The 16,112-nt window shown below is 61.1% G+C and carries 14 protein-coding genes and 1 riboswitch; of the genes, 7 read left to right on the top strand and 7 right to left on the bottom strand.

The window, feature by feature from the left end; all coding sequences use genetic code 11:
• Window positions 1-38: 38 nt before the first annotated feature.
• Both SERRSCBI_RS20440 and SERRSCBI_RS20445 read left to right on the top strand, forming a co-directional pair.
• A complete protein-coding gene (locus SERRSCBI_RS20440; RefSeq protein ID WP_042785399.1) occupies window positions 39-707 on the top strand; it encodes a DUF1190 family protein in 669 nt (222 codons plus the stop codon).
• Between the two features lie 3 nt (window positions 708-710).
• Window positions 711-1,871, top strand: a complete 1,161-nt coding sequence (locus SERRSCBI_RS20445; protein WP_033644600.1) for a glutathionylspermidine synthase family protein — start codon at window positions 711-713, stop codon at window positions 1,869-1,871.
• Between the two features lie 47 nt (window positions 1,872-1,918).
• On the opposite strand, the gene ygiD is transcribed toward SERRSCBI_RS20445, so the two are convergent.
• Window positions 1,919-2,701 carry a 4,5-DOPA dioxygenase extradiol gene (gene ygiD / locus SERRSCBI_RS20450; protein WP_033644599.1) on the bottom strand — a complete coding sequence of 261 codons (783 nt, stop codon included), beginning with the start codon at window positions 2,699-2,701 and terminating at the stop codon, window positions 1,919-1,921.
• Window positions 2,702-3,027: 326 nt separating this feature from the next.
• Between ygiD and SERRSCBI_RS20455 the strand changes: the two genes are divergently transcribed.
• Entirely contained in the window at window positions 3,028-4,560 is a 1,533-nt protein-coding gene (locus SERRSCBI_RS20455) for an alkaline phosphatase (protein WP_042785400.1), read from the top strand.
• 52 nt (window positions 4,561-4,612) lie between these two features.
• Here the strand turns inward: SERRSCBI_RS20455 and ribB are convergent, their stop codons facing one another.
• Window positions 4,613-5,266 carry a 3,4-dihydroxy-2-butanone-4-phosphate synthase gene (ribB, locus tag SERRSCBI_RS20460; RefSeq protein ID WP_033636071.1) on the bottom strand — a complete coding sequence of 218 codons (654 nt, stop codon included), beginning with the start codon at window positions 5,264-5,266 and terminating at the stop codon, window positions 4,613-4,615.
• 109 nt (window positions 5,267-5,375) lie between these two features.
• Window positions 5,376-5,536, bottom strand: a riboswitch (FMN riboswitch).
• A 147-nt stretch (window positions 5,537-5,683) separates the two neighbouring features.
• On the opposite strand from ribB, the gene SERRSCBI_RS20465 reads away from it, so the two are divergent.
• Window positions 5,684-5,959, top strand: a complete 276-nt coding sequence (locus SERRSCBI_RS20465) for an accessory factor UbiK family protein (protein ID WP_004937216.1) — start codon at window positions 5,684-5,686, stop codon at window positions 5,957-5,959.
• Window positions 5,960-6,010: 51 nt separating this feature from the next.
• Here the strand turns inward: SERRSCBI_RS20465 and hldE are convergent, their stop codons facing one another.
• The 3 genes from hldE to SERRSCBI_RS20480 all read right to left on the bottom strand — a co-directional run bounded on the left by hldE (window position 6,011) and on the right by SERRSCBI_RS20480 (window position 11,710).
• Complete coding sequence (hldE, locus tag SERRSCBI_RS20470; RefSeq protein ID WP_033644597.1) at window positions 6,011-7,441, bottom strand: bifunctional D-glycero-beta-D-manno-heptose-7-phosphate kinase/D-glycero-beta-D-manno-heptose 1-phosphate adenylyltransferase HldE; 1,431 nt, start codon at window positions 7,439-7,441, stop codon at window positions 6,011-6,013.
• Between the two features lie 78 nt (window positions 7,442-7,519).
• Entirely contained in the window at window positions 7,520-10,357 is a 2,838-nt protein-coding gene (gene glnE, locus SERRSCBI_RS20475; RefSeq protein ID WP_042785401.1) for a bifunctional [glutamate--ammonia ligase]-adenylyl-L-tyrosine phosphorylase/[glutamate--ammonia-ligase] adenylyltransferase, read from the bottom strand.
• A 45-nt stretch (window positions 10,358-10,402) separates the two neighbouring features.
• Complete coding sequence (locus tag SERRSCBI_RS20480) at window positions 10,403-11,710, bottom strand: inorganic triphosphatase (protein WP_042785402.1); 1,308 nt, start codon at window positions 11,708-11,710, stop codon at window positions 10,403-10,405.
• Window positions 11,711-11,987: 277 nt separating this feature from the next.
• Here SERRSCBI_RS20480 and SERRSCBI_RS20485 point away from each other — a divergent pair, with 277 nt between their 5' ends.
• Window positions 11,988-12,608, top strand: coding sequence for a TIGR04211 family SH3 domain-containing protein (locus SERRSCBI_RS20485; RefSeq protein WP_033644594.1), 621 nt, complete (start codon window positions 11,988-11,990; stop codon window positions 12,606-12,608).
• 122 nt (window positions 12,609-12,730) lie between these two features.
• On the top strand, window positions 12,731-13,975 hold the full coding sequence (locus SERRSCBI_RS20490) for a multifunctional CCA addition/repair protein (protein WP_033644593.1): 1,245 nt from the start codon (window positions 12,731-12,733) through the stop codon (window positions 13,973-13,975).
• Window positions 13,976-14,015: 40 nt separating this feature from the next.
• Here SERRSCBI_RS20490 and bacA read toward each other — a convergent pair whose 3' ends face one another.
• On the bottom strand, window positions 14,016-14,840 hold the full coding sequence (gene bacA / locus SERRSCBI_RS20495; RefSeq protein ID WP_042785403.1) for an undecaprenyl-diphosphate phosphatase: 825 nt from the start codon (window positions 14,838-14,840) through the stop codon (window positions 14,016-14,018).
• Between the two features lie 132 nt (window positions 14,841-14,972).
• Window positions 14,973-15,332, bottom strand: a complete 360-nt coding sequence (gene folB, locus SERRSCBI_RS20500) for a bifunctional dihydroneopterin aldolase/7,8-dihydroneopterin epimerase (RefSeq protein ID WP_015379095.1) — start codon at window positions 15,330-15,332, stop codon at window positions 14,973-14,975.
• 107 nt (window positions 15,333-15,439) lie between these two features.
• Between folB and plsY the strand changes: the two genes are divergently transcribed.
• Window positions 15,440-16,084 (top strand): glycerol-3-phosphate 1-O-acyltransferase PlsY, encoded by a 645-nt coding sequence (gene plsY, locus SERRSCBI_RS20505; RefSeq protein WP_033644590.1) that lies wholly within the window; start codon window positions 15,440-15,442, stop codon window positions 16,082-16,084.
• The last annotated feature ends 28 nt before the right edge of the window (window positions 16,085-16,112 follow it).

Genomic DNA, 16,112 nt, shown 5'->3' on the forward strand with positions numbered 1-16,112 from the left:
AAAGGGCGAAAACAGCCCGCATGATGGGATTGATAACGATGAAACGGACAAAAAACATCAACCAAGAGACGTTCCGCAAATCCTGGCGCAGCTACCGTGTCGCGCCCGTGGCCTTGGCGATCAGCGCCGTCTTTATGCTGGCCGGCTGCGAGAAGAGCGATGAAACGGTCTCCCTGTATCAGAATGCCGATGACTGTTCGCGCGCCAACCCTTCGATGAGCGAGCAGTGCACCACCGCCTACAACAACGCCCTGAAAGAAGCGGCGAAAACCGCGCCGAAATACGCCACCCGCGAAGACTGCGTCGCCGAGTTCGGCGAAGCGCAGTGCACCCAGGCGCCGGCTCCGGCGCAGGCTGGCATGGCGGCGGAATCGCAAAACAGCGGCAGCTTCTGGATGCCGCTGATGGCGGGCTACATGATGGGCCGCCTGATGGGCGGTTCCGGCTTCGCGCAGCAGCCGCTGTTCACCTCCAAGAACGCCGCCAGCCCGGCGAACGGCAAGTTTGTCGACGCCAGCGGCAAGAGCTACGGCCCGGCCACCGCCGGCGGCCGCACCATGACGGTGCCGAAAACCGCCATGGCGCCGAAGCCTGCGGTCACCAACACCGTGACCCGCGGCGGTTTCGGCGAGACCGTGGCCAAGCAGACCAGCATGCAGCGCAGCAGCGCCACCTCCAACTCCGGCTCTCGCAGCATGGGCGGTTGATGCATGAAACGTATTGCCATTACCGAGCGCCCGGACTGGCGCGAAAAAGCGACCGAGTTCGGCTTCCGTTTCCACACCATGTACGGCGAGCCGTACTGGTGTGAAGACGCCTATTATCAGTTCACGCTGGCGCAGATTGAAGAGATCGAAAACGCCACCGCCGAGCTGCATCAGATGTGCCTGCAGGTGGTGGAGAAAGTGGTCGCCAGCGACGAGCTGATGGCCAAGTTCTGCATCCCGAAACACACCTGGGAATTCGTGCGCAGCTCCTGGCGCACCAACCAGCCGTCGCTGTATTCGCGTCTCGATCTGGCCTACGACGGCGTCAATCCGCCGAAGCTGCTGGAGAACAACGCCGATACGCCCACCTCACTGTATGAAGCAGCCTTCTTCCAATGGCTGTGGCTGGAAGACCAGATCAACGCCGGCAAGCTGGATCCGGAATCGGATCAGTACAACAGCCTGCAGGAGAAACTGATCGAGCGTTTCGCCGAGCTGAAAGCGCATCACGGCTTCGGCCTGTTGCACCTGGCCTGCTGCCAGGACAGCGAAGAAGATCGCGGCACGGTGCAATACCTGCAGGACTGCGCGCAGGAAGCCGGTCTGCCGACCGAGTTCCTGTTCATGGAAGAGATCGGCCTCGGCGAGAAAGGCCAGTTCACCGATCTGCAGGATCAAGTGATCGGCAACCTGTTCAAGCTCTATCCGTGGGAATTCATGCTGCGCGAGATGTTCTCCACCAAGCTGGAAGACGCCGGCGTGCGCTGGCTGGAGCCGGCCTGGAAAAGCATCATCTCCAACAAGGCGCTACTGCCGCTGCTGTGGGAAATGTTCCCGAATCACCCTAACCTGCTGCCGGCTTATTTCGCGCAAGACGATCATCCGCCGATGGATCATTACGTCACCAAACCGCTGTTCTCACGCGAAGGCGCCAATATCCAGATCGTCGAAAACGGTCAGGAAGTGGCGCGCGTCGATGGGCCGTACGGTGAAGAAGGCATGATCGTGCAGCAGTTCCATCCGCTACCGAAGTTCGAAGACAGCTACACGCTGATCGGCAGCTGGCTGGTGAACGATCAACCCTGCGGCATCGGCCTGCGCGAAGATCGCGAACTGATCACGCAGGATCTGTCGCGCTTCTATCCGCACACCATCCTCGGCTGATCGCCCCGCTGAAGGCAAAAACGCCAGTCTCTGACTGGCGTTTTTCTCTAGCCCACCTGCACCGACAGCATGCTCAGCGCTCCCATTTCGATACCGTCGATCGGCACGCTGATGGCCTCTTTTCCATCCCAGCCGCCGAGCACATACAGCAATGGCAGATAGTGTTCCGGCGTCGGGTTCGACAGCGCCGCGCCCTCATGGCGCATGAAATCCACCAGCGGGTGGTTATCGCCCCGATAACGCAGGTTATCCCGGACAAAGTTATTGAAAGACTCCGCCCACGGATAGGCGCTGGTATCGCCCTGCCATTTCACCATGCGCAGGTTGTGCACCACGTTGCCGCTGGCGACGATCATCACGCCCTCATCCCGCAGCGCCGCGAGTTTGCGGCCCAGCTCATAGTGGTAAGCCGCCGGCTGAGTGCCGTCGACGCTGAGCTGCACCACCGGGATATCGGCATTGGGATACATCTTGATCAATACGCCCCAGGTGCCGTGATCCAACCCCCACTCGCCGAGATCCGCCGTTACCGGCACCGGCGCCAGAATGTGCTGCAGCTGCGCAGCCAGCGCGGGGGAACCCGGCGCAGGGTAGCGGGTATCAAACAACGCCTGCGGGAACCCGCCGAAGTCGTGAATGGTTTTGGGTTTTTCCATCGCGGTGACCGCAGTGCCGCGGGTATACCAATGCGCAGAAACCGCCACGATCGCCTTCGGACGCGGCAATGACTCACCCAACGCACGCCATGCCTGGGTGTAGCGGTTGTCTTCCAGCACGTTCATCGGGCTACCGTGGCCAAGAAATAGTGCCGGCATACGAGAGGTGTTCATAGAGGGATCCTTAGTTCAAATTGTGCTATGGCGTTACATTACGCGCTTTGCCGCAGCAACACAGCCGGATAACCGTGATGAAGATATTCAATAAATTTGAATTAAAAATCACAAAAATGCACCGGCAGACAAAAAAGTTAAAAAATGCATGATTTTCAAATGATTAATAAAAATCATGAATACCATGGCATTACTGCCACACAGATCTAAATTGTGAATAATTTATGTATTTTTTGTTAACACAATCGATACACTCCTCCTGCCGTCGACAGGGTGTTGGCAGCCCGTCGGCGCTACGGGAATCACGTCTCACCAAGGAGGAATTCATGTTCAGACTCACACTGGCAACCCGCCTGGCGCTTTCCATGTCCTTGTTAGCCACCGGGGCGGCAGCCGCCAAAGCGACGGACAACGCGCCTCTGACGCAGCGCGAAGACCCTTACTTCCTTCAGGCGCAAGCTCAGCTGCAACAGCGACTGAAACAGACCCCAAACACCAACCGCGCCAAAAACGTCATTCTGGTGGTCGGTGACGGCATGGGGTTTTCCACCGTGACCGCCGCCCGCATTTTTGAAGGACAGCAGCGCGGCGTGGACGGCGAATCCAACGTGCTGGCCTGGGAAGCCTTCCCCTATCTGGCGGCAGCCAAAACCTATTCCGCCGACGCCCAAATCACCGACTCCGCGCCCAGCGCGGTGGCGATGACCACCGGCGTCAAAACCATCAACGATCTGATGGGTCTCAACCATACGGCCGCCCTCAACAACTGCGAGGATCAGCAAACCAAGGCCGTCACCACGCTGTGGGAGATGGCCGCAACGCTCGGCATGTCCACCGGCGCCGTGACGACCGCGACCATTACCCACGCCACGCCGGGCGCCACCTATGCCCATATCGCCAACCGCGACTGGGAGTCTGACGCCAAAATGCCGGCGGATGCCCTGGCCGCAGGCTGCCGCGACATCGCGCGCCAGCTGGTGGAAATGAAATACGGCAACGGCCTGAACGTGGCGATGGGTGGCGGGCGCGCCAACTTCCTGCCCGACAGCGTGAGCGATCCTGAATATCCCGGCAAGAAAGGCGCCAGAAAGGACGGCCGTGACCTGACGCAGGCCTGGCTGCAACGCTACGGCGAGCGCGGACAATACGTCTGGAATCAGGCCCAGTTCGACAAAATCGAACCGGGCAACGTCGACCATTTGCTGGCCCTGTTCGAGCCGTCGCACATGAACTTCGAGCACGACCGGCGGCAAGACGCAGCGGGAGAGCCTTCGCTGGCGGAAATGACCGGCAAGGCCATCGATATTTTGGCCAGGAATCCCGAAGGCTATCTGCTGCTGGTGGAAGGCGGGCGCGTCGATCACGGCAGCCATAACGGCAACGCCTACCGCACGCTGAGCGACGCGGTCGCCCTGAACGAGGCGGTGAAAACCATTGTCGGCAAGGTCAACCTGGACGAAACGCTGGTGATCGTGACCGGCGATCACAGCCACACGCTGACCATCGCCGGCTATGCCAAGCGCGGCAATCCTATCCTCGGCATTTCCATCGGCGTCGACGGTAAACCTCGGCTGGGCAGCGACGGCAAGCCCTACACCACCCTCGGTTTCGCCAACGGCCCCGGCGGCGCGATCCCGCTGACCGAGCGCCCGGCATTGACCATGGAGCAAACCACCGCGCCCGACTTTATTCAGCCGGCGCTGGTGCCGCTGAAAAGCGAGACGCACGGCGGGGAAGATCTCGGCATCTACGCCATCGGCCCCTGGGCACATCTGTTCCAGGGTACGGTTGAGGAGAACTACACCTTCCACGTGATGAATTACGCCAGCCGCATCAGCGAACGCCTGTCAGAACGGTAGATACAAAAAAGCCGCATTACGCGGCTTTTTTATCGTTGAAAGCGGCCGGCTATCAGCTGGCTTTTTTCTCGTGCGCCTGGCGGTAGGCCACCAGATCTTCGATGGTCAGCACCACCATGTCGTGCTGTTTGGCGAAGGCGATCACTTCCGGCGCATGCGCCATGCTGCCATCGTCGTTGGTCAGTTCACACAGCACGCCGGCAGGTTTGAAACCGGCCATGGAGACCAGATCGATGGTCGCTTCGGTGTGACCGCGACGGCTCAGCACGCCGCCCGGCTGCGCGCGCAGCGGGAACACGTGGCCCGGACGGTTCAGGTCGCTCGGCTTGGCGCTGTCTGCCACCGCCGCACGGATGGTGGTCAGGCGATCGGAAGCGGAAACCCCTGTGGTCACGCCCTGCGCCGCTTCGATGGTCACGGTGAAGGCGGTCTGGAACTGGCTGGAGTTGTTGGTCACCATCATCGGCAGCTCAAGCTGCTGACGACGTTCTTCGGTGATGCACAGGCACACGATGCCGCTGCCGTGGCGAATGGTCAGCGCCATCTGCTCAACGGTCATGGTTTCCGCGGCGAAGATCATGTCACCTTCGTTTTCACGGTTTTCATCATCGAGCACCATCACGCCGCGCCCGTTGCGCAGTGCGTCGATCGCGCGTTCAACGCGTTCTGTCGGCGTGCCGAAGTCTGAAAGTAGCGTCTGATTCATGGTAAAAAACCTCATTAAAAATTATGGATTACCAGAACCAGGGCGATCTTGAGGAGTAGCTAGCAATAGCTAAAAAAATAACGCAAGCGGGCGCATGCCCGGCAGATACCGTTACTCTCTCCCATCCGGACTATAACCGTCGGCCCCGGAATTACACCGGATCTGCTGACCTCTAACCGGCCTTTACAGGCTGGCTGAGCGCTCGCGGGCTTTCACCGTAGAAGGTGATTTACCGCCGGTGGGGACTTTCACCCCGCCCTGAGAATAAGCAAGATGACTATAACGCTAATGGATAGACAGGGCAATTGGCAAAAGCACAATTCGGCCACGCGCGGCGAATGCGCTTAATGGTGTTTATCCGGCGGGCAACTCGCATTACACTAAGCGGCAGCTATTAAACTCTGAAAGGGATACGCCATGATTGACCCGAAAAAAATCGAACAAATCGCACGCCAGGTTCATGAGTCCATGCCTAAAGGCGTTCGTGAATTCGGGGAAGACGTTGAGAAAAAAATCCGTCAGGTGCTGCAGTCGCAGTTGACCCGCCTGGATTTGGTTAACCGCGAAGAGTTCGACGTGCAGACTCAGGTGCTGTTGCGCACCCGCGAAAAGCTGGCGCTGTTGGAACAGCGCATGGCCGAGCTGGAAAGCAAGCTGAGCGCGGCGCCGGCCGCCAAACAGGAAGACGAATAATTCCCGCCAAGGGCGCGCACCGCGCGCCCTTGTTCTTTACGTCGCCCGGCGTTAGCCGCGCCCGTCTTTGATCGCTTTGATGATGTTGGTGGTCGACAGGCCGTCTTCAAAGTTCAGCACTTTGACATCGCCGCCGTTGGCCCACACTTCCGCACTGCCGGCAATCTCTTCCGGCTTGTAATCGCCGCCTTTGACCAGCAGATCCGGCAAGATGTCGGCGATCAAGCGCTGCGGCGTGTCCTCCTCGAACGGCACCACCCAATCCACCGCTTCCAGCGCGCCCAGCACAATCATGCGGTTCTCCAGCGCGTTGACCGGGCGTTTTTCCCCTTTCAGGCGTTTGGTCGACGCATCGCTGTTCACCGCCACGATCAGGCGATCGCCCAGCTTGCGAGCATTGGCCAGATAAGAGACGTGGCCGGCATGCAGAATGTCGAAGATGCCGTTGGTCATCACCACTTTTTCGCCGCGCTGACGCGCCTGCGCGACGGCCTGTTTCAGCTGCGCTTCGGTCATCACGCCAAAACCGGTCTCGGCGCGGCCGCGCACCGCGTTCTCCAGTTCGATCGGCGACACGGTGGAGGTACCGAGCTTGCCCACCACCACGCCGGCGGCGGCATTGGCCAGGAAACAGGACTCTTCCAGCGAGTTGCCGGCGGCCAGCGAGGCGGCCAGCACGCCGATCACGGTGTCGCCGGCGCCGGTCACATCGAACACTTCCTGCGCCTGGGTCGGCAAGTGCAGCGGCTCAACGCCCGGCTGTAGCAGCGTCATGCCGTGTTCGGAACGGGTAACCAGCAGCGCCGACAGCTCGAAATCCGCCACCAGCTTCATGCCGCGTTCCACCAGTTCCGCTTCATCCTTACAGTGGCCCACTACCGCTTCGAACTCGGACAGGTTCGGCGTCAGCAGCGTCGCGCCGCGATAGCGCTCGAAATCGGATCCTTTCGGATCGATCAGCACCGGCACCTTGGCGGCGCGCGCCAGTTGGATCATGCCCTGCACCTGGCTGAGCGCGCCCTTGGCGTAATCGGACAGCACCAGCGCGCCGATCTGCGGCAGCGCCTGCTGAATGCGCTCCAGCATCGGCTGCGGATCAACGTTGGAGAAGCCTTCTTCGAAGTCGAGACGGATCAGTTGCTGGTTGCGCGACAACACGCGCAGCTTGGTAATGGTCGGATGGGTCGGCACCGAGACGAAGTCGCAGCGCACGTTGACTTCATTCAGCTTGGCGCTCAGCGCCCGCGCCGCATCGTCGATGCCGGTCAGGCCCACCAGACGGGAAGTGGCGCCCAGCGAAGCGATGTTCATCGCCACGTTAGCCGCGCCGCCGGGACGCTCTTCGATGGTATCGACCTTGACCACCGGCACCGGGGCTTCCGGTGAAATGCGGCTGGTCGGCCCATACCAATAGCGATCCAACATGACGTCACCGACCACCAGCACACCGGCGCGGCGAAAATCAGGCAGCGTAACTTTCATCCGATAACTCCAAAAAAAGAACAAAATTTTAGTGGCGCAGATATTACCACAGACCGCCGGAATACCCGCAAAAAGGTATTAATCCAGCCATTTGGCCCAGCTGGCGCGCACCTGCTCGCGCTCGGCGGCAAACAGCCCGCTGCCGACCTTGCCGGAATGTTCCTGCAGCGCCAGGTGGTGGATCTCGTCGCGCATGGTGACATAGGCCTGGGTCAGCGCGCGCGCCTCTTCATCCGGCATGATGTCGTAATTGGCCATCAGCTCGAAGATGCGCACGTTGTCCGACCAACGCGTCAGGCGCGGTTCACCCGGCGCATAGCGTAAGACCAGATATTGGGCGATAAATTCGATGTCGGTAATGCCGCCCTCATCGGCCTTGATATCAAACAGATCGCGCTGCTTGTTGCCGAGATGGTTGCGCATCTTTTCGCGCATCTCGCGCACTTCGCGCTTCAGGGTCTGCGCATCGCGCGTTTTGCACAGGATCTCGCGCCGGATCGCGTCGAACTGCTGATGCAGCGCCGGATCGCCGTGCACGATGCGCGCGCGCACCAGGGCCTGATGCTCCCAGGTCCAGGCTTCGTTTTGCTGGTAGTCGGCGAACGCCTCGACGGTGCTGACCAGCATCCCCGCGGCGCCGGAAGGCCGCAGGCGCGCGTCCACCTCATACAGAATGCCCGAGGACGTGCGGGTGCTGAACAGATGCATCACCCGCTGCGCCAGGCGCAGGTAGAACTGGCGGCCGTCGATGCAGCGATCGCCGTCGGTCATCACCTCCGGCGGGCAATCCAACAGGAACACCAGATCGAGATCAGAACTGTACCCCAGCTCCCAGCCGCCCAGTTTGCCATAGCCGATTACCGCAAAGCCGCGCCCCTCCCGCTCCTGCAAATGGGTGGGCTGGCCGTAGCGCGCCACCATGTCGCTCCAGGCCTGTTGCACCACCGCGTCGATGATCGCCTCAGCCAGATAAGTCAGGTGATCGCTCACTTTCATCACCGGCAGCGCGCCGGCGATATCCGCAGCGGCGATGCGCAGCTGCTGCGCCTGTTTGAACTGACGCAGCGCCTCCAGCTTTTGCTCTTCGTCGTCTTCCGGCACCCGCAGCAGATACTGCCGCAGCTCGCTGCGGTAGGCGTCCAGCGCCACCGGCTGATACAGCGTGGCCGGATCCAGCAGCTCGTCCAGCAGCAGCGGGTAACGCGACAGCTGGTTGGCGACCATCGGCGACGCGGCGCACAGGCGGATCAGATGGCTGAGCGCCGCATGGTACTCCACCAACAATTCGAGGTAGGTGGTGCGGGTGACGATGCTCAGCAGCAGCTGCGCCAGCCGCACCAACGCGGTCGGCGCGTCCTGCCGCGGGCATACCTCCGCCAGCAGGCGCGGCATCAGCTGATCGAGCACGTCGCGGCCGCGCGGACCGATGGTGCGCTTGTCGACGTCGTGACGAAAATCGGCGATGGTGCGCAGCATCTGTCGACGCGCCTCTTCGTCCAGGTGCGGCGTCAGCGGCGCCAGCTCGTTCTCCTCCAGTGCGTCCTGCCACAGGCTGTGATAGTGCTGGTAATCGGGATCTTCGCCGACATCCGGGCTATCGTCGCCGATCAGGTCGTCGAACACCGCGCGCACCGCCTGCATGTGCACGTCCAGCGCCGCCATCAGCGCCGGCCAATCCGCCAACCCCATGCCGTAGGCCAACCGGGCCTGATCGAGCGACTCCTGCGGCAGCGTCTGGGTTTGCTGATCGCCGATCGCCTGCAGCAGGTTCTCCAGCCGCCGCAGGAACAGGTAGGCGGCGCTCAGCGCCCGCACCTGCTCGCTTTCCAGCAGCCCCAGCTCGCCCACCGCCTGCAGCGTCGGCAGCAGCGAACGCCCCTGCAGCGCCGGTTCACGGCCGCCGCGGATCAGCTGGAATACCTGGGTGATGAATTCGATTTCGCGAATGCCGCCGGCGCCCAGCTTGATGTTGTCCTTCAGGCCGCGCCGCCGCACTTCACGGGCGATCATGCCCTTCATGTTGCGCAGAGACTGAATGACGCTGAAATCAATGTAACGACGGAACACGAACGGCCGCAGCGTTTTACGCAGCTCCTGGCTGTAGGCGTCTTCCGCCCCGCCCATCAGGCGCGCCTTCACCATCGCATAGCGTTCCCAGTCGCGCCCCTGTTCCTGGTAGTAATCCTCCAGCGCCGCAAAGCTCATCACCAACGGGCCGCTGTCGCCGAACGGCCGCAGCCGCATGTCCACGCGATAGACAAAGCCATCGATGGTCTGTTGATCCAGCGCCTTGATCAGCCGCTGGCCGAGACGGGTGAAGAACTGGGCGTTATCCAGATCGCGCCGCCCGCCCTGGGTTTGACCATTTTCCGGGTAAGCGAAGATCAGATCGATGTCCGACGAGAAGTTCAGTTCGCCGCCGCCCAGCTTGCCCATGCCGAGGACCAGCAGCGGCTGCGGTTCGCCGTCGGCATTGCACGGCGTGCCCCACTCGCGGCAACAGGTTTGGTACAGCCAGTCGCGCGCGCTGACGATCAGCGTCTCCGCCAGCCCGCTCAGCTGCAGCAACGTTTCTTCGGTCGAACACAGCCCCTGCGCCTGCGCCCAGGCGATGCGCACCAGCGTTTCGCGGCGAAACAGACGCAGCGTGCGCATCAGTTGCGCTTCGTCGCGCACCTCTTCCAGCTCGTCCTGCAACCAGGCGGCGTAGTGTTGCCACTCGCCGGGCGCCGGCGGCTGTTCGCGCAGCGTCGCCAGCCAGGCCGGCTGGGCGAGCAGCGCGTCGCTGACGAAGTCGCTCGACGCCAGCACCCACTGCTCTTGCTCGCTAAAGGCGCAGTCCGCGCCGTGAACTTCCTGAAAACGCTGCACAACCTGCTGTGCCTGAGCCTGTAACGCGGCTGAAAGTGGCGACATAGTGTATGACCCGTTCTGCGGCCCACGGCTGGCGGGCCGGCTGGATTAACGAAGCGCGCCGTTTAACCAGAATGGCGCATGCGATAAGGCCTGTTTGCGGCTGGCTTCATACCAGCCCTGGCGGCGCTCGCTCAGCGCCGCCTGCAGCTCGCGCCAGGCGTCGATATAAGGCCCGGTCTGCTCGTCGGGGTAAGCGCCCGACAGCAGGACCAGCGCCGAAATCTGACGCGTCAGGCGCGGCAATTGTTCCTGATATTCATCTTCGTTCAGCGTACGGCTGAAGGCTTCTTTCAGCTCCGCGCCGCTGCGCCCCAGCATGATGTCGCTGAAGCGTTTGAAAGAACCGTCCAGTTTGGCCTGCCCTTTGGCGTCGATAAACGGCCGCCAAGCGCCGCGCACCAGCCATGATGTGAGCGCCAACTTACATTGCAGATAGGCCGCGCTGTAGCACAGGCTTTCCGGTTGCGCGGCTTTGTCCGCCAACAGCGGTTCGAGCTCGGTCAGGCGGGCGCGCAGATCGGCGCTGGCCTTGCGCGGCACCAGGCCGCCGAAGATCACCAGCGCCTGGCGGATGGTGCCGACCGCTTCGAGGACCGCCCCGCGCGCCTGCGCATCGCCGCGCAGCCACAGCTCCTCATGGTACTGCCAATGGTTGAGCGCCAGCTCGAAGGCGGCGATCATCCCCTGCTCCACGGTCGCCTTCGCCGCCGGCTTCAGCACCCGCAGCGGGCGCACCTCGCGCGGCGGATTGCCCTGCGCCAGGTGGTAGCCGCGCGCCGCCTTGCTCAGGCTGCCCTGACGCAGCCCGCCATGGGCCGCCAGCTCGCCGGCCAATGCCAGCAGATCGGCGGTGTTGCCTTTCAGCAGCTCCAGTTCGATCTCGCTCAGGGCTTCGCTGAGGTCACCGGCGCGCACCTCACCCTGATCCAAGCCAATCTCGATCTCGCTTTGGCCGTAAGTGACCACCCACTTTTCACGCGCAAAGTCGGTACGGAACAGCGGCTGCAACGCCTGCTGCAGCGCCGCGATATCACAATCCTGCGGCCAGATGTCGGCAGGAAACTGCGCCAGCGCCAGCTGCGGCTCGGCGATAGCGACGTTGTATTCCGGACGTTGGTGCAGGCCGGCCACCACTTTACCGGCGGTTTTGATGGTCATCTCATAACGATCGTCGAAACCGCGAATGCGCAGCCCCATGTCGTGACTGCGCAGGAAGTTATCGGCCGTTTCGAAGTAAATGTTGGTCAGTTTTTGCGGCGCGGAATGCTGATGCGGCCAGGCGGCAAGCCATTGCGGCAGAGCGGCCACCGCTTGCGGCGCGGCGATGAATTTCAGTTCAATTTCAACGGTCATAATTCTTTAACACCAATAAGTTATGCATTCACGTCTGTTTCAGCGCGGCGCGTTCGGCCGCCGCATACTGCCCAATGACGCACAGTTGCCGTTATCTTACCGCGATTCCCGGCGCCTTAACCCTGCTAACTGTAGAAAAAACCTGTTACGTTATAAAACGCCGCGCAACTCACAGAATCAGCCACAGTAAGATAGTTCTCATTCCGGTTTTGGCGTTGCGTCGTCAGACTGAACGCTCTACTATCGTTCCATAAATTCACCAAGAAACGATGAACTAATGCAGAAATTACGCCTGATTTGCCTTGCCGCGCTGAGCTTCAGCATCACTTGGGGCGCACATGCCGAAGATAAACGCTATATCTCCGATGAGTTAAGCACTTACGTCCATAGCGGCCCAGGTAATCAGTACCGTATTGTCGGCACTCTGAACGCCGGTGAAGAAGTCACCCTGCTGAGCGTCAACGACAGCACCAACTACGGCCAAATCCGCGATCCGAAAGGCCGCACCACCTGGATCCCACTCGATCAGCTCAGCCAGACGCCGAGCCTGCGCACCCGCGTGCCCGAGCTGGAACAGCAGGTGAAAACCCTGACCGACAAGCTGGCCAACATCGATAACACCTGGAACCAGCGCACGGCGGAAATGCAGGAAAAAGTCGCGGGCAGCGACAGCACCATCAGCAGCCTGCAGAAGGAAAACCAGGATCTGAAAAACCAGCTGGTGGTCGCGCAGAAGAAGGTTAACGCCGTTAACCTGCAGCTCGACGACAAACAGCGCACCATTATTCTGCAGTGGTTCATGTACGGCGGCGGCGTCGCCGGCGTCGGCTTGCTGCTGGGCCTGCTGTTGCCGCACCTGATCCCGCGCCGCAAGAACAACAATCGCTGGATGAACTGATCTCAGTATCGTTCAGTTTGAGTATGGGCGCCTGCGGGCGCCCTTTTCATTGGCGCCGACATCCCGCGGCCAATTCATGTAATCTGATAGACAGAGCCTTACACGATATTCAGGAGTCAACAGTGCAGATTTATCTGGTCGGCGGCGCCGTTCGCGACAGCCTGCTCGACATTCCGGTGGTCGATCATGATTGGGTGGTGGTGGGCGCCACGCCGGCCGAGCTGCTGGCGTTGGGCTACCAGCAGGTCGGCAAAGACTTTCCGGTATTCCTCAATCCCGACACCCACGAGGAGTACGCGCTGGCGCGCACCGAGCGCAAATCCGGCCAGGGATACACCGGTTTTACCTGCTATGCCGCGCCGGACGTCACGCTGGAGGAGGATCTGCTGCGGCGCGATCTGACCATCAACGCCATCGCCCGTTCCGCCGAGGGGGAGCTGATTGATCCTTACGGCGGCGTGGCCGATCTGCAGGCGCGCGTGCTGCGCCACGTTTCCGACGCCTTCGGCGAAGATCCGCTGCGCGTACTGCGCGTGGCGCGCTTCACCGCCCGCTTCGCCCATCTGGGTTTTCGCATCGCCGACGAAACGCTCGCCCTGATGCGCCGGATGGCGCACAGCGGTGAACTGGCCGCGCTGACCGCCGAACGCGTCTGGAAAGAAACGGAAAAGGCGCTGCAAAGCCAGAGCCCGCAGGTCTATTTTCAGGTGCTGCGCGACTGCGATGCGCTGGCGGTGCTGTTCCCGGAAATCGACGCGCTGTTCGGCGTGCCGGCTCCCGCCAAGTGGCACCCGGAAATCGACACCGGCGTGCACACGCTGATGGCGTTGGCGATCGCCGCCCGCCTCACGCCGGAGGTGGACGTGCGCTTCGCCACCCTGTGCCATGACCTCGGCAAGGGATTGACGCCAAAAGAGTTCTGGCCGCATCACCACGGCCACGGCCCGGCCGGCGTGCGGCTGGTTGAGGCGCTGTGCCAGCGGCTGCGGGTGCCCAACCCGGTGCGCGATCTGAGCAAGCTGGTGGCCGAGTACCATGATCTGATCCACACCGTGAACAAGCTGCGGCCGGAGACCCTATTGAAGCTGTTCGACGCCATCGACGTCTGGCGCAAGCCGCACCGGCTGGAGCAGATGATCCTGACCAGCGAGGCGGACGCGCGCGGCCGTACCGGCTTTGAGGAGAATCCCTATCCGCAGGGCGACTATCTGCGTCAGGCGTATCAGGTGGCGAACGCGGTATCTATTAAAGAGGTGGTGGCCAGCGGGCTGCAGGGCACCGCGATCCGCGACGAGCTCAAACGCCGCCGCCAGCAGGCGCTGGCCGAGTGGAAGCTCACCCAAACCATCATCAACGATCAGGCATAAAAAAACCCCGCGGAGCGGGGTTTTTTCTTGCCGTGAAGGCTTACAGGAACACCATGTAAACCACGGCCGCCACGATAAAGCGGTAGATAGCGAACGGCACGAACGAGATGCGTTTGATCAGCGACAGGAAGGTCTTGATCGCAACCAGCGCCACCACGAAGGCGGTGACGAAACCGACGGCGAACATCGGCAGGTCGCACCAGGTCAGGAAGTGCAGGCTCTTGTACAGATCCAGGCCGCTGGCGCCAATCATCATCGGCACAGCCAGAATGAAGGAGAACTCGGACGCCGCATAGCGGTTCACGCCCACCAGCATGCCGCCGGCGATAGTGGAACCCGAACGGGAGAAGCCCGGCCACAGCGCCAGACACTGGAAGCAGCCGATCATGAACGCCTGACGGTAAGTGATGTCATCCAGCCCTTCCGCGCTCGGCTTCTTCGGCTTCAGCCATTCCGCCGCCAGCAGCAGCAGGCCGCCGACCACCAACGCGTACATCACGTTTTTCGGCGCAAACAGCGACTTGATGAAATCATGGAAGGCCAGCCCCAGCACCACCGCCGGGATCATCGCCAACAGGATGTGCCCCAGCTTCAGCTGGCCGCTGGTTTTGCCTTCGTGCTCCACCGGCTTGCCGCCGAAATGGATGCCGATCAGACCGAACAACCGGCGCCAGAACATCACGACGACGGCCAGGATCGACCCCAGCTGGATAATGACTTCAAAGGTTTTGGCTTTGTCGCCGGTAAAGCCCAGCCACTCGCCGACGATGATCATATGCCCGGTGGAAGAAACCGGCAAAAATTCGGTTAATCCCTCGACAACCCCAAGAACAAACGCAATAAACAGTGAATGCATGTCTGCCATGTGCTTCGCTCACCCCATAAAATAACGGCTATCACATAAAAAAGCGGCAATGCTTAAAGACAATGCCGCTAAAACAATTCTCAGGATTAAGACCAGGTTAACGGTCTTTCGTTGCAAGCAGATGACATAAAATCATGCGGGACGGGTGCCGCGCTCAATGATCACGCCGACCCGATTGGCATGTGCTACAGCGCCCGGTTTGCTGACCTTAATACGGACCCAGGGGGAATTGAAGCGCTGGAGCAAAATTTCAGATATTTCCTCCGCCACGCGCTCCACCAGCGCGAACCGGTTCGACTCCACGTGTTGGATCACGGCATCGCTGACGTCGGCATAGCTCAGACAGTCATTTACGTCGTCGCTGGCGGCGGCCGGCCGGTTATCCCAGCCCATTTCGATATCGAACACCAGCTTCTGACGAATGCCCTGTTCCCACTCATAAACGCCAATGGTGGTAATTACGGTAAGCTCTTCAATAAATACGATATCCATCACGTCATTCTCTGTTTTTGGCCTTGCCGGATACCACTTCCAGCGGAATGTGCGTATTATCCATAGATGTTGCGAGTAAAACGACCATTATTAAACGGAACCGCGTTATGAGTGCTACCGCGCTTGGCATGATTATCTTCGCGTATCTGTGCGGCTCGATTTCGAGCGCGATCCTGGTTTGCCGGATCGCCAGGCTGCCGGACCCGCGTGAGCATGGCTCAGGAAATCCCGGGGCGACCAACGTCCTGCGCATCGGCGGCCGGCTGGCGGCGGCGGCGGTGCTGGTGTTCGATATTCTGAAAGGGATGTTGCCGGTCTGGCTGGCCTACAAACTCAATGTACCGCCGCTGTATCTGGGCCTGACGGCAATCGCCGCCTGTCTTGGGCACATCTATCCGGTGTTCTTCCACTTCCGCGGCGGTAAAGGCGTGGCGACGGCGTTTGGCGCCATCGCGCCTATCGGCTGGGATCTGACCGGCCTGATGACCGGCACCTGGCTGCTGACGGTGTTGCTCAGCGGCTACTCTTCGCTCGGCGCCATCGTCAGCGCGCTGATCGCCCCGTTCTACGTCTGGTGGTTCAAACCGCAGTTCACCTTCCCAGTGGCGATGCTCTCCTGCCTGATCCTGATGCGGCATCACGACAATATTCAGCGCCTGTGGCGCGGCCAGGAAGGCAAGATTTGGGGCAAGTTCCGCAAGAAGAAAAACGACGCGGATGAGGATAACGGCGACCAGCCGAAAGACGAATAACGTAAGGGCCGGATAATCCGGCCCTTTG

The organism is Serratia sp. SCBI, from assembly GCF_000747565.1.
Classification (GTDB): domain Bacteria; phylum Pseudomonadota; class Gammaproteobacteria; order Enterobacterales; family Enterobacteriaceae; genus Serratia; species Serratia ureilytica.